Source organism: Corynebacterium sp. KPL2895, from assembly GCF_040225815.1.
Taxonomy (GTDB): Bacteria; Actinomycetota; Actinomycetes; order Mycobacteriales; family Mycobacteriaceae; genus Corynebacterium; species Corynebacterium rhinophilum.
Genome location: NZ_JBEHFY010000003.1, coordinates 107629 through 121973, shown reverse-complemented (window position 1 = coordinate 121973; position 14345 = coordinate 107629). Strand labels below are relative to the sequence as shown.

The 14345-nt window shown below is 59.1% G+C and carries 10 protein-coding genes; all 10 read right to left on the bottom strand.

The genetic code is table 11. The features are described from left to right. Nucleotides 1–2: 2 nt before the first annotated feature. Nucleotides 3–293: a cation:proton antiporter gene (locus ABRP95_RS02320; RefSeq protein WP_005278611.1), complete on the bottom strand. Its 291-nt coding sequence runs from the start codon at nucleotides 291–293 to the stop codon at nucleotides 3–5. After that, complete coding sequence (locus tag ABRP95_RS02315) at nucleotides 290–823, bottom strand: monovalent cation/H+ antiporter subunit E (protein ID WP_349838893.1); 534 nt, start codon at nucleotides 821–823, stop codon at nucleotides 290–292. Before ABRP95_RS02315 ends, ABRP95_RS02320 begins: the two co-directional genes overlap by 4 nt. Then, nucleotides 824–2365 (bottom strand): monovalent cation/H+ antiporter subunit D family protein, encoded by a 1542-nt coding sequence (locus ABRP95_RS02310; protein ID WP_284851452.1) that lies wholly within the window; start codon nucleotides 2363–2365, stop codon nucleotides 824–826. Next, the gene (locus tag ABRP95_RS02305; protein ID WP_284769575.1) at nucleotides 2365–2841 is read right to left on the bottom strand and encodes a sodium:proton antiporter; all 477 of its coding nucleotides are present in this window, start codon (nucleotides 2839–2841) and stop codon (nucleotides 2365–2367) included. The genes ABRP95_RS02310 and ABRP95_RS02305 overlap by 1 nt, the downstream gene beginning before the upstream one ends. Beyond that, on the bottom strand, nucleotides 2841–5822 hold the full coding sequence (locus ABRP95_RS02300; protein WP_284851451.1) for a DUF4040 family protein: 2982 nt from the start codon (nucleotides 5820–5822) through the stop codon (nucleotides 2841–2843). The genes ABRP95_RS02305 and ABRP95_RS02300 overlap by 1 nt, the downstream gene beginning before the upstream one ends. A gap of 249 nt (nucleotides 5823–6071) precedes the next feature. Then, complete coding sequence (ftsY, locus tag ABRP95_RS02295) at nucleotides 6072–8039, bottom strand: signal recognition particle-docking protein FtsY (protein ID WP_349838892.1); 1968 nt, start codon at nucleotides 8037–8039, stop codon at nucleotides 6072–6074. A gap of 54 nt (nucleotides 8040–8093) precedes the next feature. After that, nucleotides 8094–11606 carry a chromosome segregation protein SMC gene (smc, locus tag ABRP95_RS02290; protein ID WP_349838891.1) on the bottom strand — a complete coding sequence of 1171 codons (3513 nt, stop codon included), beginning with the start codon at nucleotides 11604–11606 and terminating at the stop codon, nucleotides 8094–8096. A gap of 57 nt (nucleotides 11607–11663) precedes the next feature. Further along, nucleotides 11664–11942 carry an acylphosphatase gene (locus tag ABRP95_RS02285; RefSeq protein WP_023022945.1) on the bottom strand — a complete coding sequence of 93 codons (279 nt, stop codon included), beginning with the start codon at nucleotides 11940–11942 and terminating at the stop codon, nucleotides 11664–11666. 30 nt (nucleotides 11943–11972) lie between these two features. Beyond that, complete coding sequence (locus tag ABRP95_RS02280) at nucleotides 11973–13475, bottom strand: alanine/glycine:cation symporter family protein (protein ID WP_349838889.1); 1503 nt, start codon at nucleotides 13473–13475, stop codon at nucleotides 11973–11975. Nucleotides 13476–13528: 53 nt separating this feature from the next. After that, nucleotides 13529–14344 carry a bifunctional DNA-formamidopyrimidine glycosylase/DNA-(apurinic or apyrimidinic site) lyase gene (mutM, locus tag ABRP95_RS02275; protein ID WP_284850010.1) on the bottom strand — a complete coding sequence of 272 codons (816 nt, stop codon included), beginning with the start codon at nucleotides 14342–14344 and terminating at the stop codon, nucleotides 13529–13531. Nucleotide 14345: the final 1 nt, after the last annotated feature.

Sequence of the window (14345 nt, the reverse complement as noted above, 5' to 3'; positions counted from 1 at the left end):
GCTTATCGCCGCCCTTTCGAAATAATGCGGGCCATAGACAAGGTCGGCAAAATACCGGCAGCGATGGCGCCAATCAGGGCAATGTCATAGGCCAATGGGGCATTATTGATCATTGACCAACCGAGGTACATGCAGATCATGCCGTAAAAGACAATGTCTGACATCACCGCGCGGGTGAGCTCGTCACGGGTGCGCAGCGCCAATAGCACCCCGCACCAGGCTGCCCCGCCCATGATGAACACGCACACCAGTACAACCCAACCGAATGGGGACAATGTTGCAAAATCAATCATCGGTCGGTCTCCTTTCTGCGTTGAATTTTCCGGGCGAGGTGCTTGGGCTTTTCGACGTCCGCCTGGCTCTCCGAAAGCGGAGTGTCCTCCGCCCGCGCGAGATCCGGTGAGCGCATATAGCGGCCGAGCGTATCCAAGGGGAATTCGTAGAAAGCCTCATCGAGTTCCGTCGTATCCCCTTGCCCAGGCACGCCATAGTCGATGCTCTTGACGCGCGGGGCCAAGTGCTCTTCCATATCGGCTAAGTCAGCCACAATCGCCGCAGGATCGGAACCCTGGACCGCTTGTACTAGCACGATGCGGGGCAAGCCCTTCCGCGGTGGTTCGCGGAGCCCCAAGGACAGCGTGCCAGGGGTAGCGGTGATGGACGAGGTGAACCAGAAGATCTCCCAGGAGCTGGTAACGCGCAGTGGATACCGGATGATGACCGGGTGGTATTCGTTATCGGGCTTAAATGCTGACATCGCCAGGGTGAACCCAGCAACGAAAATTTCTTTGATGAGCCAGAGTGCATAGGCTACGGCATGCATTTATCGGCCCTCCTGAATGTCATCGATATTAGGTAGTGCGGCTGAGTCATCGTCCAAGATGGTGTCAGTATAAGCCGTCGTGTCCAGCAATTGGTCTGCTGCGGTTTCCACCGCATCAATGACCACGCCGGAGAAAATGAACATGCCCAGCGAGACCAAGATGAGCGCTGCAGAAGGCGCCATCAATTTCTTGCGAATGATGAGCTCATCGGGAACCTTGTCCGAGGGCAAATCGTGTCCCCAGAATGCTTCGCGCCAGACGCGCAACATCGCCAAGAATGCTGCGAAGGAGGCGATGATTATGGCGGCAATCGCAATCCAGGCCCAAGCGCCGCCATTGCGGGCGACCTCGAAGACGATCATGAGCTTGCCCCACATGCCGGAGAATGGCGGGAAGCCCACAACGGAGAAAGCACCAGCGGCAAAAATCCAGGCGATTATGGTATCGCGGCGCGCGAGGCCGGATAGCTTGGTCAAGTCACCCGTGCCGTAGGTCTCTTCGATGGCACCGGAAGCCAGGATCAACGAACCAACGGTCACCATGTGGTGAATCGTGTACATGATACCGGCGGCTAGGGCGCGGCTTGGGTCTTCCGAGGTAAAGGCCAGCATCACCAAGATGAATGGCATACCGTTGAGCATCTGGTAACCCAACACGCGGCGAATGGTCTTTTCGGTCAGGCCACCAAACGCACCGATCATCATCGAGATCAGCATGAGGACGATGATGAGCACGTTCCACCGCTGCTCAAGATCGAAAAGCTGCACGTACAGCCGGTAAAGCATGTACACAGCAACCTTCGTGTGCAAGCCGGAAAAGAGCCCCATCACCGCCGCCGACGTTCCAGGATAAGTACGCGGCAGCCAGGACTGCACTGGGAATACGCCAGCCTTGGCGGTAATCGCAATGAGAATAATGCCCGCAGCGACGGTCACCGGACCGTTGCCGGCGGCGGCCCCCTGCAGGGCGGCCAAGTTAACCGAGCCGGTGACGGAATAGATATAACCGACACCAACCACCAGCAGCGTGGAGGCGAAAAGGTTAACGAGGACGAACGCGCGACCAGCTGCCAGGCGCGACCACGTACCAGACATGGTGATAAGGCCGTACGACGGCAGCAGCATGACCTCAATGAACACGAAGAAGTTAAAGAGGTCAGCGGTCAGGAGCGCACCGCACACACCGGTGATAAGAATCAGCGTGAGCGAAGGGTAATAACGGGATTTAGTCTCCCCGCCCACGATGGCGAACCAGTTGGCGCCAAAGGCAACGATCATCGTGGTGATGATCATCAGCGCGGAGAAGGCATCCGCCACGAGAGGAATACCCACATTGCCTACGTAGAGGCCCACGGTATGTGCCACTACCCCATTGTTCATGGTGTAGATCAACAGCCCCAGGCCGGCGAAGACACCGACTCCAGGGATGATGAGCATGATCGCATCGCGGACGGCGCGCCACGGCGCCAGCAAGGCAAGAGCCGCGGCAATGAGGGGAATTGCCGGGAAAAGCGGAAGAAGTTGGGCTACAACATCAGCCATTATTTTTCATCCTCCTTCTTCCTCTGTACCCCGCGCTCAGCCACAGGGGTGTCGTGGTCTACTCGGCCAATGCGATCGAGCTCATTTGCGGATTCTTCCAAGATTGCTCGATTCTGGGCATCGCGGCCCAAGGTAGAAAATGCGTGGTCGATGGTGTTGTCATCGACGGGTTCCACCACATCGGTGTCATCGTTTTTGCCCATTGCAGCCATGGTCAACAGGATGGTCGAGGTTGCCATGGAGATAACAACTGCCGTTAGAACGAATGCCTGCGGTAGCGGATCGGCCATCTGGTCATGGGGGACTTCCGAGGGAAAGGCTTCACCTCGGTAGGAGTACACGCCAGTGGCCAACAAGGTCAGGTTGGCACCGTGGCCGAATGCCATCATGCCCAATACAATGCGGACCAAGCCGCGTTGCTGAATGAGGTAGACGGCGCCACCGATGAGGATGGCGATTGTTAACGCGAGAATCATTACTTCTCCCCTCCTCGGTTGGCGTTAGAACGGCGACGTTGCTTTGTCTTTGTCTTTGCCTCTTTGGGGCTGAGCAAAGCCAGCGGATCCGTCGAAGGGTTGATTGGGTCTGGGTACGGATCGTCCGCATCCTCAACGGCAATCCGCGGCGTCGCCGGCAGGGCCGAGTCATCATCATGGACCCATGGCAGGTAGTCCCGCTCGGTACCAGGCCTGAGGTAGCCACCCAAGGCATTGATGGCCATCGTGAGCATACCCAGCACCGCCAGATAAATACCGAGGTCGAAGATGAGGGACGTCGTCCAGTGCTGGCCAAGGGCCTCACCGTGCAAGGCGGTAAGGAAACCACCATTGCCAAAGCCGTCGTGCCAGTAGCCAATAAAGCCTGCCAACAGCGCGGTAATGATGCCAATACCGGTAAGGTGCACGGGGGTCATGCGGCCGAAGACAATTTCATCGGAGCCGCGGGACAGGTAGGTAAGTCCGATGGCCGCACCCATGATGAGCGCAGCTGGGAATCCACCGCCGGAAGAATTGTGTCCGCGGAAGAACACGATGACGGACATGATGATGAGCAAAGGAATGACAATATTGATTCCCTTGCGCAGCGGCACGGAGTTCAGCTGTGACTGGCCGAACGGCGCCGGGCGCGTGCCCGAGCTGAACGGGAAGCGCGGCAGCGTGGTGGTAATGGCTGCGATAACGACGGCGGCCATGCCCAGCACGGACAGCTCGCCCAAGGTATCGAGTGCACGGAATTCCACGATGATGGTGGCCACGACGTTATCGCCACCCGTGATATCCGGTGCCTTGTCGAGGTACCACAGCGCCAGGTCCGAGCGTTCGTGCCGGCCCATCAGGCCCCAGACTCCGAGGAAGGCCGCAACACCGGCCAATACGGCGATGACGATGGAGCCCACCCTGCGAGATTTATCCGTAACCGGCTGGAAGGTCTCTGGCAGGTAACGCAGCACCATCATCATGACGACCACAGACAGTGCTTCCACCATGAACTGGGTAAGTGCCACGTCCGGTGCACCCAAGAGGAACATCTGCAAGGTAACGCCTGTACCCGCAATGCCGATCATGACGGCGCCGGTAAGGCGGTTCTTGGTGCGCACCAGCCCGAATACGGACAACGCAATAATGCCCAAAGGCAGAAGGTCCCACGGGTTGTCTAGCCCATCGACGCGCGGTTGCAGCGGTACGCCGTCGACTCCCTCGCCGAACAACGTAGTACCAGCAAGAACAATAACCACGATGACAATCGGCAAAATGTGGCGAGACGGATTGTGGGAATCGGACATTTTGCCCAATACCTGGCCGAGCTTGGCGCAGCCATCTTGCAGGCTTTGCAGGAGCTCGTTGCCGCTGCGCGGCATGAAGTTGCGTCCCTCGAAAGCCGGCCACATCTTCTTGCGGACAAAGATGGCCGCAATTCCGGCTACCAGCACGAGGATCGAAATGATAAATGGCACGTTGATTCCATGCCATACCGCAAGGTGAGCATGCGTTTCCATGCCCACGGCGCCAACGGCATGCTCCAAAGGCTCATCGAAAATGCCCAGGACGAAGACGAGCGGCAGGGACATAAAGCCCGGTAGCGCTGCAGGAAGCCACAGGGAAACTGGGGCTTCGTGGACATCGTCCATGGACCGTGGCCCATCGAAGAATGCGCCGAAGACGATCTTTGCAGAGTAGGTGAAGGTAAAGAAGGCACCGATTCCTGCCACGGCAAGCAAGATTGCTTGGCCTGCGCCGCCAATGGGGGCATCCTCAAAGGCAGTGAGCATGCCTTCCTTGGACACAAAGCCCAGCAGTGGAGGTACCGCAGCCATGGATGCGGCGCCGATGACTACAGAGCCAAACGTCCACGGCATCTTATTCCACAGCGGGCCAAGGCGTCGGATATCGCGCGAACCTGCTTCATGGTCAATGACGCCGATGAGCATGAACAGCGAGGACTTGAAGAGCGCGTGTGCCAAGGTGTGTACCAGTGCCGCACCGATGGCGAATGGGGTGCCGACACCGATAGTGGCGACAATCCAACCCAGGTGGGAAACGGTGGAATAAGCGGTCAGCTTCTTCAGGTCCGTCTTTTGTACCGCGAAGACTGCGGACATTACCGCCGTGCCCATACCGACGACGATGAGCACCCAGTTCCACACCGCGACGTCGTAAAAGATCGTGGAGAAGCGAATGAGCAAGTAGATGCCCGCCTTGACCACGGCCGCGGCATGCAGGAACGCCGAGACTGGCGTAGCGGCGGCCATGGCTTCTGGCAGCCAGAAGTGGAATGGGAATTGAGCGGACTTGGTAAAGGCAGAAGCCGCGATTAGCACGGCAACGCTTGCGGTCACACCTGGACGTTCATCCCATACCGAGGATGCGAGGATCTCAGAAATGGTGGTCGAACCAGTGGTCACTGCGGCAATGCCTAATGCCGTCAATAGCGTAAGGCCACCGATAAACGTCAGAATTAAGGTGCGCTGGGAACCTGCCTCTCCCCCAGAGCCAGAACGCGCGATGAGCATGAAAGATGCCAAGGAGACAAGCTCCCAGGCGAGGAATAGGACAACAACGTCATTGGCCAGAACCAGTAACAAGATGGACAGCGTGAATGCCGTCATCAGTGTATAAAAGCTCGTATTTCCCTCGTTTTTAGGGAGATAGGCTGCCGAGTACGTCAACACGACAGCGCCAATGACAAGAGCCAACATGGCGAAGAAGATGCTCAATGCATCTCCACGCAGAGCGAAACTTACGTCAACCCCCGGTGCAATAAAATCGCGTACCCAGGTGGCTTGGAAACTGAGTTCCTCCCCCGCTGCAATGGCAGAAAAATCCTTAGCAATGAGCACCGCTGCAATGAGAAAAAGGCCAGCTAATGGATAGCCTGCCTGTCGGTCCATGACCTTTACGGTCACCGGTGCCAAGATCACTGCCAATGCCGCAAGGAGGACAGCAAAAAGTAGCGTCACGAAATACTTGCCTCACGAACCTTGGTCTTGGATTGGTGCGAATTTCGCACCGAATCACTAAATACAGCCCTACCAGATTACCATTGCTCACCAACCCAATCCAGATCACAGTAATTCAGGGCATCCCATGCTCGCGGGGCATACATGCACGGCACATCGGCGAGAGAAAACTCCCCAGCGCCCGCGGCTTTCTCGCTTTTGTAAGCAGCCGGGGTCCTGGGGAGTTATCTAAGCCGGTTGAAGGAGTCCCTATTTCTCGCCTAACAAGGCATCGACAAATCCTTCGACTTCGAATGGTGCAAGATCATCGGCACCCTCACCCAAGCCCACAAGCTTGACTGGAACACCCAATTCTTCTTGCACCTGGAAGACGATGCCGCCCTTCGCCGTGCCATCCAGCTTGGTAAGCACCACGCCGGAAATATCCACAACCTCGCGGAAAATGCGTGCCTGTGCCAGACCGTTTTGGCCCACCGTGGCATCGAGGACCAAGAGAACCTCATCAACCTCGGTCTTCTTTTCTACAACGCGCTTGACCTTGCCCAGCTGATCCATCAGGTCGGTCGAGGTGTGCAGGCGGCCGGCCGTATCAACCAAAACGACATCGACCTGCTGCTCCACACCGGTGGCCACGGCATCAAAGGCCACGGAGGCAGGGTCTGCGCCTTCCTTGCCGCGTACGGTTTCGGCGCCCACGCGGCGCCCCCACGTTTCTAGCTGATCGGCTGCTGCGGCTCGGAAGGTATCTGCCGCACCCAGCAATACGCTGTGGTCCATCGATACGAGGACGCGGGCGAGCTTACCGGTGGTGGTGGTCTTACCGGTGCCGTTAACGCCCACGACCATCACGATGGCCGGCTTGCCGTCATTAGGCATCGCGCGAATGGAGCGATCCATTTCTGGGTGGCAGGCCTCGATGAGGCATTCACGCAGCATCGCACGTGCTTCTTCTTCGCTCGACACGCCACGCTCAGCGATCTTGTCACGCAAAGAATCGGTGACCTTCATCGTGGACTTGGTGCCAAGGTCCGCCATGATGAGGGTATCTTCGATTTCCTCCCAGGCGTCTTCATCCAGATCACCGGCGGAAAGGATCCCCATCAGTCCTTGGCCGATGGCGTTCTGGGAACGAGAGAGGCGGCCGCGCAGTCGGCCGAGGCGGCCTCCCGCCGGAGCAATGTCCTCGGTGGGCTGGCCCGTCGCGGCAGGCTCGCCATCTGGTACAGGCGTTTGTTCCTTGGCCGCTTCCGCCGCATCCGTTTGTGCATCGGCTGCAGCTGCGGCTTCTTCGGCTTCCTCGTGGCTATCGACGCGTTCTTCGATGTGGTCTGCGTCTTTATCATCTACCACCGCGTCAAAGACTGGCGATTCATCTTCTACCTCGGCGGCCTCGACGGATACAACGTCTTCTGGGGCTTTTTCTTCATGGTCCGGCTCGCCGCGTTCGCCTGCGCTCGCTGCCGCAGGTTTCTCGGCAGCAGCTGGGGCGGATTGCTCGCTGCCCTTTGCTTCTTTTTCTTCTGCTTCCTTCTCACCAGAAGCAGGTGTGGAAGCCTGCGCGGAAGCCGGTTTATCAGATTGATCCTCTGCCTGATCTGCAGGTTCCTTATCTGCATCATCTGCGGCGGATTCCTGGCGGTCACCAGAGGCTGCAGCAGCAGCGGCGCCGACTCCCCCAGCTGCGGCCGTACCGGCAGCACCCTTACCTTCGGTCTTATCGGCGGCAGGCTTGGACTTGGCTTCCGGAGTGGAAGCAGACTCGGAATCGGCCTTAGCTTCATCGCCAGCGCCGTTGTCTTTTCCTGTGTCCTTATCCTGCTTGGCTGCCTTTTCGGGTGCAGTGCTTTTATCCTTAGCCGGTGCAGATCGCTTGGCCGTCGGCGGCTCTTCACCGTTGAGCTGGGCGTTTGCGATATCGGTGGCGGTGGGCTCCGACTGCTCCGAAGTTTCCGGCTGCTGCTCCTGCTTAGCCTGCTGTGGCTTCTCCTGCGCTACCTTCTCGGGTTCTTTCGCGCCCGCTGGGGCAAAGTTGAAGCCAGACTTCGCCTGGTAATTGCCGGACTTTTGCTCTTGGGTTAACTGCTTGGGCTCTTCTTCCTTGGGTTTCTCGAAAGAAACCTTCTTGGATTCACCGCGCTTTTTGCCAATTGCAATAAAGACGACAATCAGCACAATGACAACGATTGCTATGCCGATCCATAACCATAAAGAATTCATGCCTCTATAGTGCCAGCCTTTCGGGCTTGCGGCACATAAGGGAGGCGAAATCTTTTATTCCGTTGATTGCGGCGCATCAACTCCAAGCCGCGTTGCATCCTGGCTTGCTTGCTCGGCTCCCGGCGCGAGTCCGGCTGGATTCATGCGCTGGGAAATGACCCGGGTGATGCCATCACCGCGCATGGTCACGCCATAAAGGACGTTGGCCACATCCATGGTGGGTTTTTGGTGCGTGATGACAATAAGCTGGGAATCCTTCCGCAACTCCTCGAATAAGGCGATGAGCCGGCGCAGATTGACATCATCAAGCGCTGCCTCGACCTCATCCATGACGTAGAACGGGCTGGGGCGTGCGCGGAAGATAGCCACGAGCATGGCCAGTGCGGTAAGGGATTTCTCACCGCCGGAAAGCAGCGACAGGCGCTTGACCTTCTTACCGGGCGGGCGGGCTTCTACCTCGATGCCGGTGGTGAGCATGTCTTCTGGCTCGGTAAGGATCAACCAGCCCTCTCCACCTGGAAAGAGGGTATTGAATACCTTGGGAAACTCTGCTTCCACATCCCGCCAGGCATCGGTAAATAGCTGCAGGATCTGCTTATCCACGTCCGAAATCACCCCGGCGAGATCCTTCCGGGCTTGGATGACGTCATCGAGCTGCGTAGACAGGTAGCTGTATCGCTCTTCCAGCGCCTTAAATTCTTCCAAGGCCAAGGGATTAACCTTGCCCAGCGAATTCAGATCCTTTTCCGCCTGCTGCAGCCGCGACTTTTCCGCGCTGCGGTCAAAGTCTTCGCCCGGGGTGAAATCGCGCAGCAGGTCAGCGATGGCGATGCCCAGCTGTTCGCCAATCTTTTTCTCCGCTTCATCCAGACGCACCTGCGCCTGCGAGCGCGCCAGTTCTGCTTCATGCGCCCGCGCGGTTAGCCGGTCGCTATTTTGGCGTGCAGCCGAGACCGCCTGCTTGGCCTGCTGCAATTGGGAATTTAAGGAGTTGCGCTCGTGCAAAAACTCATCGCGCTCAGAGGTGGCGCGGGTTAAGAGTTGGTTCGCCCGCGCAGCCAAGTCCTGTGCGTGTCGTGCCACTGTAGCGGCCAATTGGCCCTGTGCCTTGCGGCGGGCCATGGCTTGTTCTTGGCGAGCCTTCGCTTGGCGTTCGTGCTGGGCCTGGCGCCGCAGATTATCGGCCTTGCCGGCAACTTGGCCCACGCGCTCTTGCGCCGAGCGGGCGGCAACTTGGGCCTCCATTTCCATGGACTTTACTTCTTCCAGCGCGGCCGAGGCGGCATCCCTATCTGCGGACGAGGGCTCGTCTGGTTGATCCTCGGCGTCGACGCGGGCGAGCCTATCGCGGGCATCGGCAAGCTCTTTATTGGCTTTCTGCAGCCGCACCTCAATCTCGGTGGCGCGCTGGGCGGACTTTTCCAGCTCCGCTTTATTGGCCTCGTACTGCTTTTCCAAGCGGTGGTGATCGCGCTTCCAAGCATCAACCTCGGTATCGTGCTCCCGCAAAGCTGCCTTCGCGGACGCGGCCGTCACGCGGGCATCTTCGGCAGCAATCCTTGCTCCCTCCAGGGTGCCGGAGAGCTCGTCCAGGGCCTGATTGGCTTGCTCTAGCTCCTCTTCGGCCTCCGCGATGCGAGCGGAAACCTCCACGGTAGACGAGGATCCGGTACCGACCTCGACCCACCCTTCGCCAATGACGACGCCCGAAGCGGTCACGGCGCGCAGGCGCGGATCATCGGAGACGAGGCGCCGGCCGTGGGCAATATCGGGGACGAGGACGACATCGACAAGCAGCCGGTGCAATGCCGTCGAAACCGCAGGTTGGACCGTTATGTGATCCAGCAGCCAGGAGGTCTGCGGCGGAAGATCGGCATCGACGCGCCACGAGCTTGCAGGCGCGGTCGCTGCCGCATCCAGCAGCGCCGAGCGCGGGCCCTTCTCCAAATCCGCAATCAACCCTTCGGTCAGCTGACCCGCCTGTGCTTCAGCGAAGGTGCCCAAGGCGGCCGCAACCGCTGACTCGTAGGTCGTAGAAATGTATGCGGCCAATGGCTGGAATTCCTCACCTACCTCGACCGGCTCAGGGATAGTCTGGGATAGCGTATCGATGCGGGACCGCAGCGTATAGACACTGCGCTCGCGCTCGCGCTGGGCATCGCGGAGCTGGTCCAAGCGCTTATCGGCAGCGCCCGACTCGCTGGCAGCCCGCGTATGCGCTTCCTCCAAAGGCTGGCGCTCCGCAGCATAATTATCCAGCTTCTGCACTACCTCAGCGGCTTCTGCCTGCGCGTTCTGAGTGCGTTGCTGCAGCGAGGCCACGGCCTCTTCTTGCCGCGCCAATTCCTCTTCCGCGCTGGCCACCTGCCCCGCGGCCTTTTCCTCGGCGGCAAAAAGGCGCACCACGCCCTCGCGACGGTCCGCAATAGCGCGCACCTGCGCCATATGTTCGTGCTCTGCGGCCTCGAATGCTTGCCGACGCTCCGCCACTTCCTCCCGGATGCTTTCCAACCGCTCCGCAGCTTCTTCTGCCGCTTCCAAGAGCTCCTCGTGCTCCTCGTCCGCGCGCGTCGCCTTGGCCTCAAGATCGTCCGGATCCTGGCCGGCATAGGCGACCTGGGACCCGGCATTATCCGCCCGCTCCTCTGCGATGCGCTGGGTCGCCGCAATGCGCTCGGACAGGGTGGAGAGATCAAACCACAGTTTTTGGGCAGCCTCTGCCTGCGGATTAACCTCCTCTAGCTGGGTTTCCAGCTCCATTTGGTGCTCGGTCGCCGCTTCGAGCTGCGCCGTGGTTTCTTCCACCTGGGTGGATAGGGCCGTCGCGGTCTGCTCGGCAGCAGAAAGCTTCTGCCGCAAGCCGACGATGCGGTCTCCGGCCAAGCGCAGGCGCGCATCGCGTACATCTGCCTGCACCGTCGCCGCGCGCTGGGCGGCTTCTGCCTGCCGCGCCAAGGGCTTGAGCTGTTTTCCCAGCTCATCGGTCAAATCTTGCAGGCGATCCAAATTGGCCTGCATGCCCGTAAGTTTGCGCTGGGCCTTTTCTTTGCGGCGGCGGTGTTTGAGGACGCCGGCGGCTTCCTCGATATAGGAGCGGCGATCCTCGGGGCGCGATTCCAGGATTTCAGAAAGCTTGCCCTGCCCCACGATGATGTGCATTTCCCGGCCAATACCGGAATCAGAAAGCAGTTCCTGGATATCCATCAACCGGGCCTTCGCCCCGTTGATTTCGTATTCGCTCGCGCCGTCGCGGAACATGCGGCGGGTCACAGAGACCTCGGAGTACTCGATGGGCAGGGCACCATCGGCATTATCGATGGTGAGTGTGACCTCGGCCCGGCCCAATTGCTTGCGGTCGCCTGTCCCAGCGAAGATGACGTCTTGCATCTTGCCGCCGCGCAGGGTTTTCGCGCTGGCCTCTCCCATGACCCAGGCAAGGGCATCGACCACGTTGGATTTGCCGGAACCGTTCGGGCCGACGACGGCGCAGATGCCCGGCTCAAATTTGAGAGACGTCGCCGACGCGAATGACTTAAAGCCTTTGAGCGTCAGCGATTTCAGGTGCATTTGGGATAGTCTAGCAAGCCGTTAAGACACGAGTTATAGCAAGCATTGGGTTGGCTATTAGCGCTCGACAAAGCCGCTTTCACCCTTCGCAGCCGCCCACTGCTCAACCACGAGATCGACGCTTCCCGGACGGCGGGTGGTGCTCGGTTCCTCTTGCAACAGTTCCAAGAGCTTCTCACACTCGGTGCGCGGGCCCTCAGCAACAACCTGCACGCGGCCATCTGCCAGGTTGGTCGCATGCCCAGCAAGGCCTAGTTCCAGGGCGCGCGAGCGCGTCCACCAACGAAAGCCCACTCCTTGCACGTTGCCGTGCACAAAGGCGGTCATTCTTTCCATGTCACTGCACCTTCCTCATTAATAGCGATATTAATAGCGATCGGTCTCGCCGCGATCGCGCAAGATTTTGCGATCAGCATCGCTGCGGCGGGTCACGGGATCAGAGCCGTCCCAGCACTCCACGCCGGGCACATCCGGAAGCATATCGCGGTGGAAGACCGGATCGATTCCCTTACTGCGCTGCTCGTTGAAGTTCTTTAGCAATTGAATGGCCACGCCGGATAGCGGGACAATGGCGATGATATTCAGGATCACCATCGTCGCCGCACCGGTATCCGCCAAGGCGAAGACCAAGGGCAAAGAACCGACGGCGCCGAACCAAACGAAGAACAGCACCACGAGGCGGAAGATTTGCAGCACCGTTTTATTGGTGGTGAGGTATTCCAGGTTGGCTTCAGCCAAGTAGTAGTTGCCCAAGATGGAAGAAAAGGCCAAGAAGAACAAGATGAAGCTGACGAAGTGAATTCCCCAGTGTCCAACCTCGGCGGACAAGGCCGCCTGCGTCAGGGAAACACCCTCGGCCTCTTCGCCGTAGGCAACTTCCGGGCCAAGCAGGATCAGGAAGGCGGTAATGGTACAGACCACGATGGTGTCGAAGTACACGCCCAAGGTCTGCACCAGGCCCTGCTTTACCGGGTGGGAGACGGTGGCGGTAGCCGCCGCGTTAGGGGCAGAACCCTCGCCTGCCTCATTGGAAAACAGGCCGCGCTGGATACCCTTCATCATCGCGGTACCGATACCCGCACCGGCGATTTCCTTAAAGCCAAGCGCGTGGCCGATGATATCTCCCAGCATGCCCGGGACCTTGTCAAAGTTCGTAATGACCACAAAGCCACCGATGAGCAGGTACGCCAGGGCCATAAACGGAACGACTACCTGAGTAATGTTCGCAATGCGCTTCACGCCGCCGAAAATGATGAGGCCCGCGGCAATCGCGATGATGATGCCAATGATAGATCCAAAGGTGGCATCGTCTTCGCGGCCGAAGGAAAAGGCCACGGCTTCAGCGATCGCGTTGGTCTGGAAAGAGTTATAGACCAAGCCAAAGGTAAAGACGATGGCAATAGAGAAAAGAACGCCGAGCGGGCCCCAGCCTAGGCCGCGCTTCATGTAGTAGGCCGGCCCGCCGCGGTACGTATCACCATTGCGCACCTTCCACAGCTGCGCCAGGGTGGATTCCACAAAGGCGGTCGCGCCACCGAGCAGGGCGATGATCCACATCCAAAAGACGGCGCCAGGCCCACCTACGGAGATGGCCACCGCGACGCCGGCCACATTGCCGGTACCCACCCGCGATGCCGCAGAAATGGTAAATGCCTTAAACGCGGAGATTCCCCCACTTCCTGCGCCCTCATCCTCATCGTCGCCTTTGGGGCGCTCGACGACGGCGCGCAGCATATCGGGTACCTTGCGAATCTGCACCACCGCGGTGCGAGCGCCAAATAACAGGCCTGCGCCGATGAGCAGCCAGGGCAGGATGTATGTCCACACGCCATCGTTAAATGTCGTGACGACATTTTCGAGAAATTCCATGCGAATTAATTTACTGCCTAAAGGTGCACAACGTGAATCTCACGGGTGCAGGCTTATTGACAGTGGGGGCAATAATGGCTCGAGCGTCCCCCGATTACACACCGCTCAATAGGTGTGCCGCAGCGGGAACATGGCTGGCCAGCGCGGCCATAGGCGGCAAGCGAGCGCGCGAAATAGCCAGATTCACCATTGACGTTAACGTACAAAGAATCAAAGCTGGTTCCCCCCGCTTTGAGGGCGGCCGACATCACGGTCTGCGCCGCGCTTAATAGCGCCACCGCGTCTTTCTGACGCAGCACAGAAGCCTTCTTGCGCGGTGAAATACGTGCTGCCCACAGCGCTTCATCTGCGTAGATATTGCCAATGCCAGATACCAGCGTTTGATCCAATAGCGCCGTTTTTGCCGCGGTTTTCTTCTGCCGCAGGCGGCGCGCGGCGCTGGCGATATCAAAATCGGGTTCCAATGGATCCAAGCCGATATGCGAAATCTTGGACCACGGCGCATACAGCCAGTATCCAAAGGTGCGCTGATCCACGAAGTGCAGCTCGGTGCCATCGCTGAGCTCTACCGTGATGCGGCGATGCGGGGAGTCGGTGTGGCCGATGCGCAGCTGCCCCGACATGCCTAGGTGAATAAAAAGCACGTCGCGGTGGCTATCCATCGGGTCCTCCCCCACGAATTCCAGCCACATGAATTTGCCACGGCGGGCGACCGCGGCGATTTCCTTGCCCACTATAAGGCCCGCGAGCGGCTCATCTTGGCCGCGGTTCGCCCGCGGGTGCGCAATGTCTACCGCCGTAATCTCTTGGCCCACGACGTAGGTTTCCACCCCGCGGCGCACCGATTCTACTTCGGGCAACTCTGGCATT

Coding starts and splice junctions, on each gene's coding strand:
- ABRP95_RS02320 (WP_005278611.1), bottom strand. CDS start 293: ATGATTGATTTTGCAACATTGTCCCCATTCGGTTGGGTTGTACTGGTG.
- ABRP95_RS02315 (WP_349838893.1), bottom strand. CDS start 823: ATGCATGCCGTAGCCTATGCACTCTGGCTCATCAAAGAAATTTTCGTT.
- ABRP95_RS02310 (WP_284851452.1), bottom strand. CDS start 2,365: ATGGCTGATGTTGTAGCCCAACTTCTTCCGCTTTTCCCGGCAATTCCC.
- ABRP95_RS02305 (WP_284769575.1), bottom strand. CDS start 2,841: ATGATTCTCGCGTTAACAATCGCCATCCTCATCGGTGGCGCCGTCTAC.
- ftsY (WP_349838892.1), bottom strand. CDS start 8,039: ATGAATTCTTTATGGTTATGGATCGGCATAGCAATCGTTGTCATTGTG.
- smc (WP_349838891.1), bottom strand. CDS start 11,606: ATGCACCTGAAATCGCTGACGCTCAAAGGCTTTAAGTCATTCGCGTCG.
- ABRP95_RS02285 (WP_023022945.1), bottom strand. CDS start 11,942: ATGGAAAGAATGACCGCCTTTGTGCACGGCAACGTGCAAGGAGTGGGC.
- ABRP95_RS02280 (WP_349838889.1), bottom strand. CDS start 13,475: ATGGAATTTCTCGAAAATGTCGTCACGACATTTAACGATGGCGTGTGG.
- mutM (WP_284850010.1), bottom strand. CDS start 14,344: ATGCCAGAGTTGCCCGAAGTAGAATCGGTGCGCCGCGGGGTGGAAACC.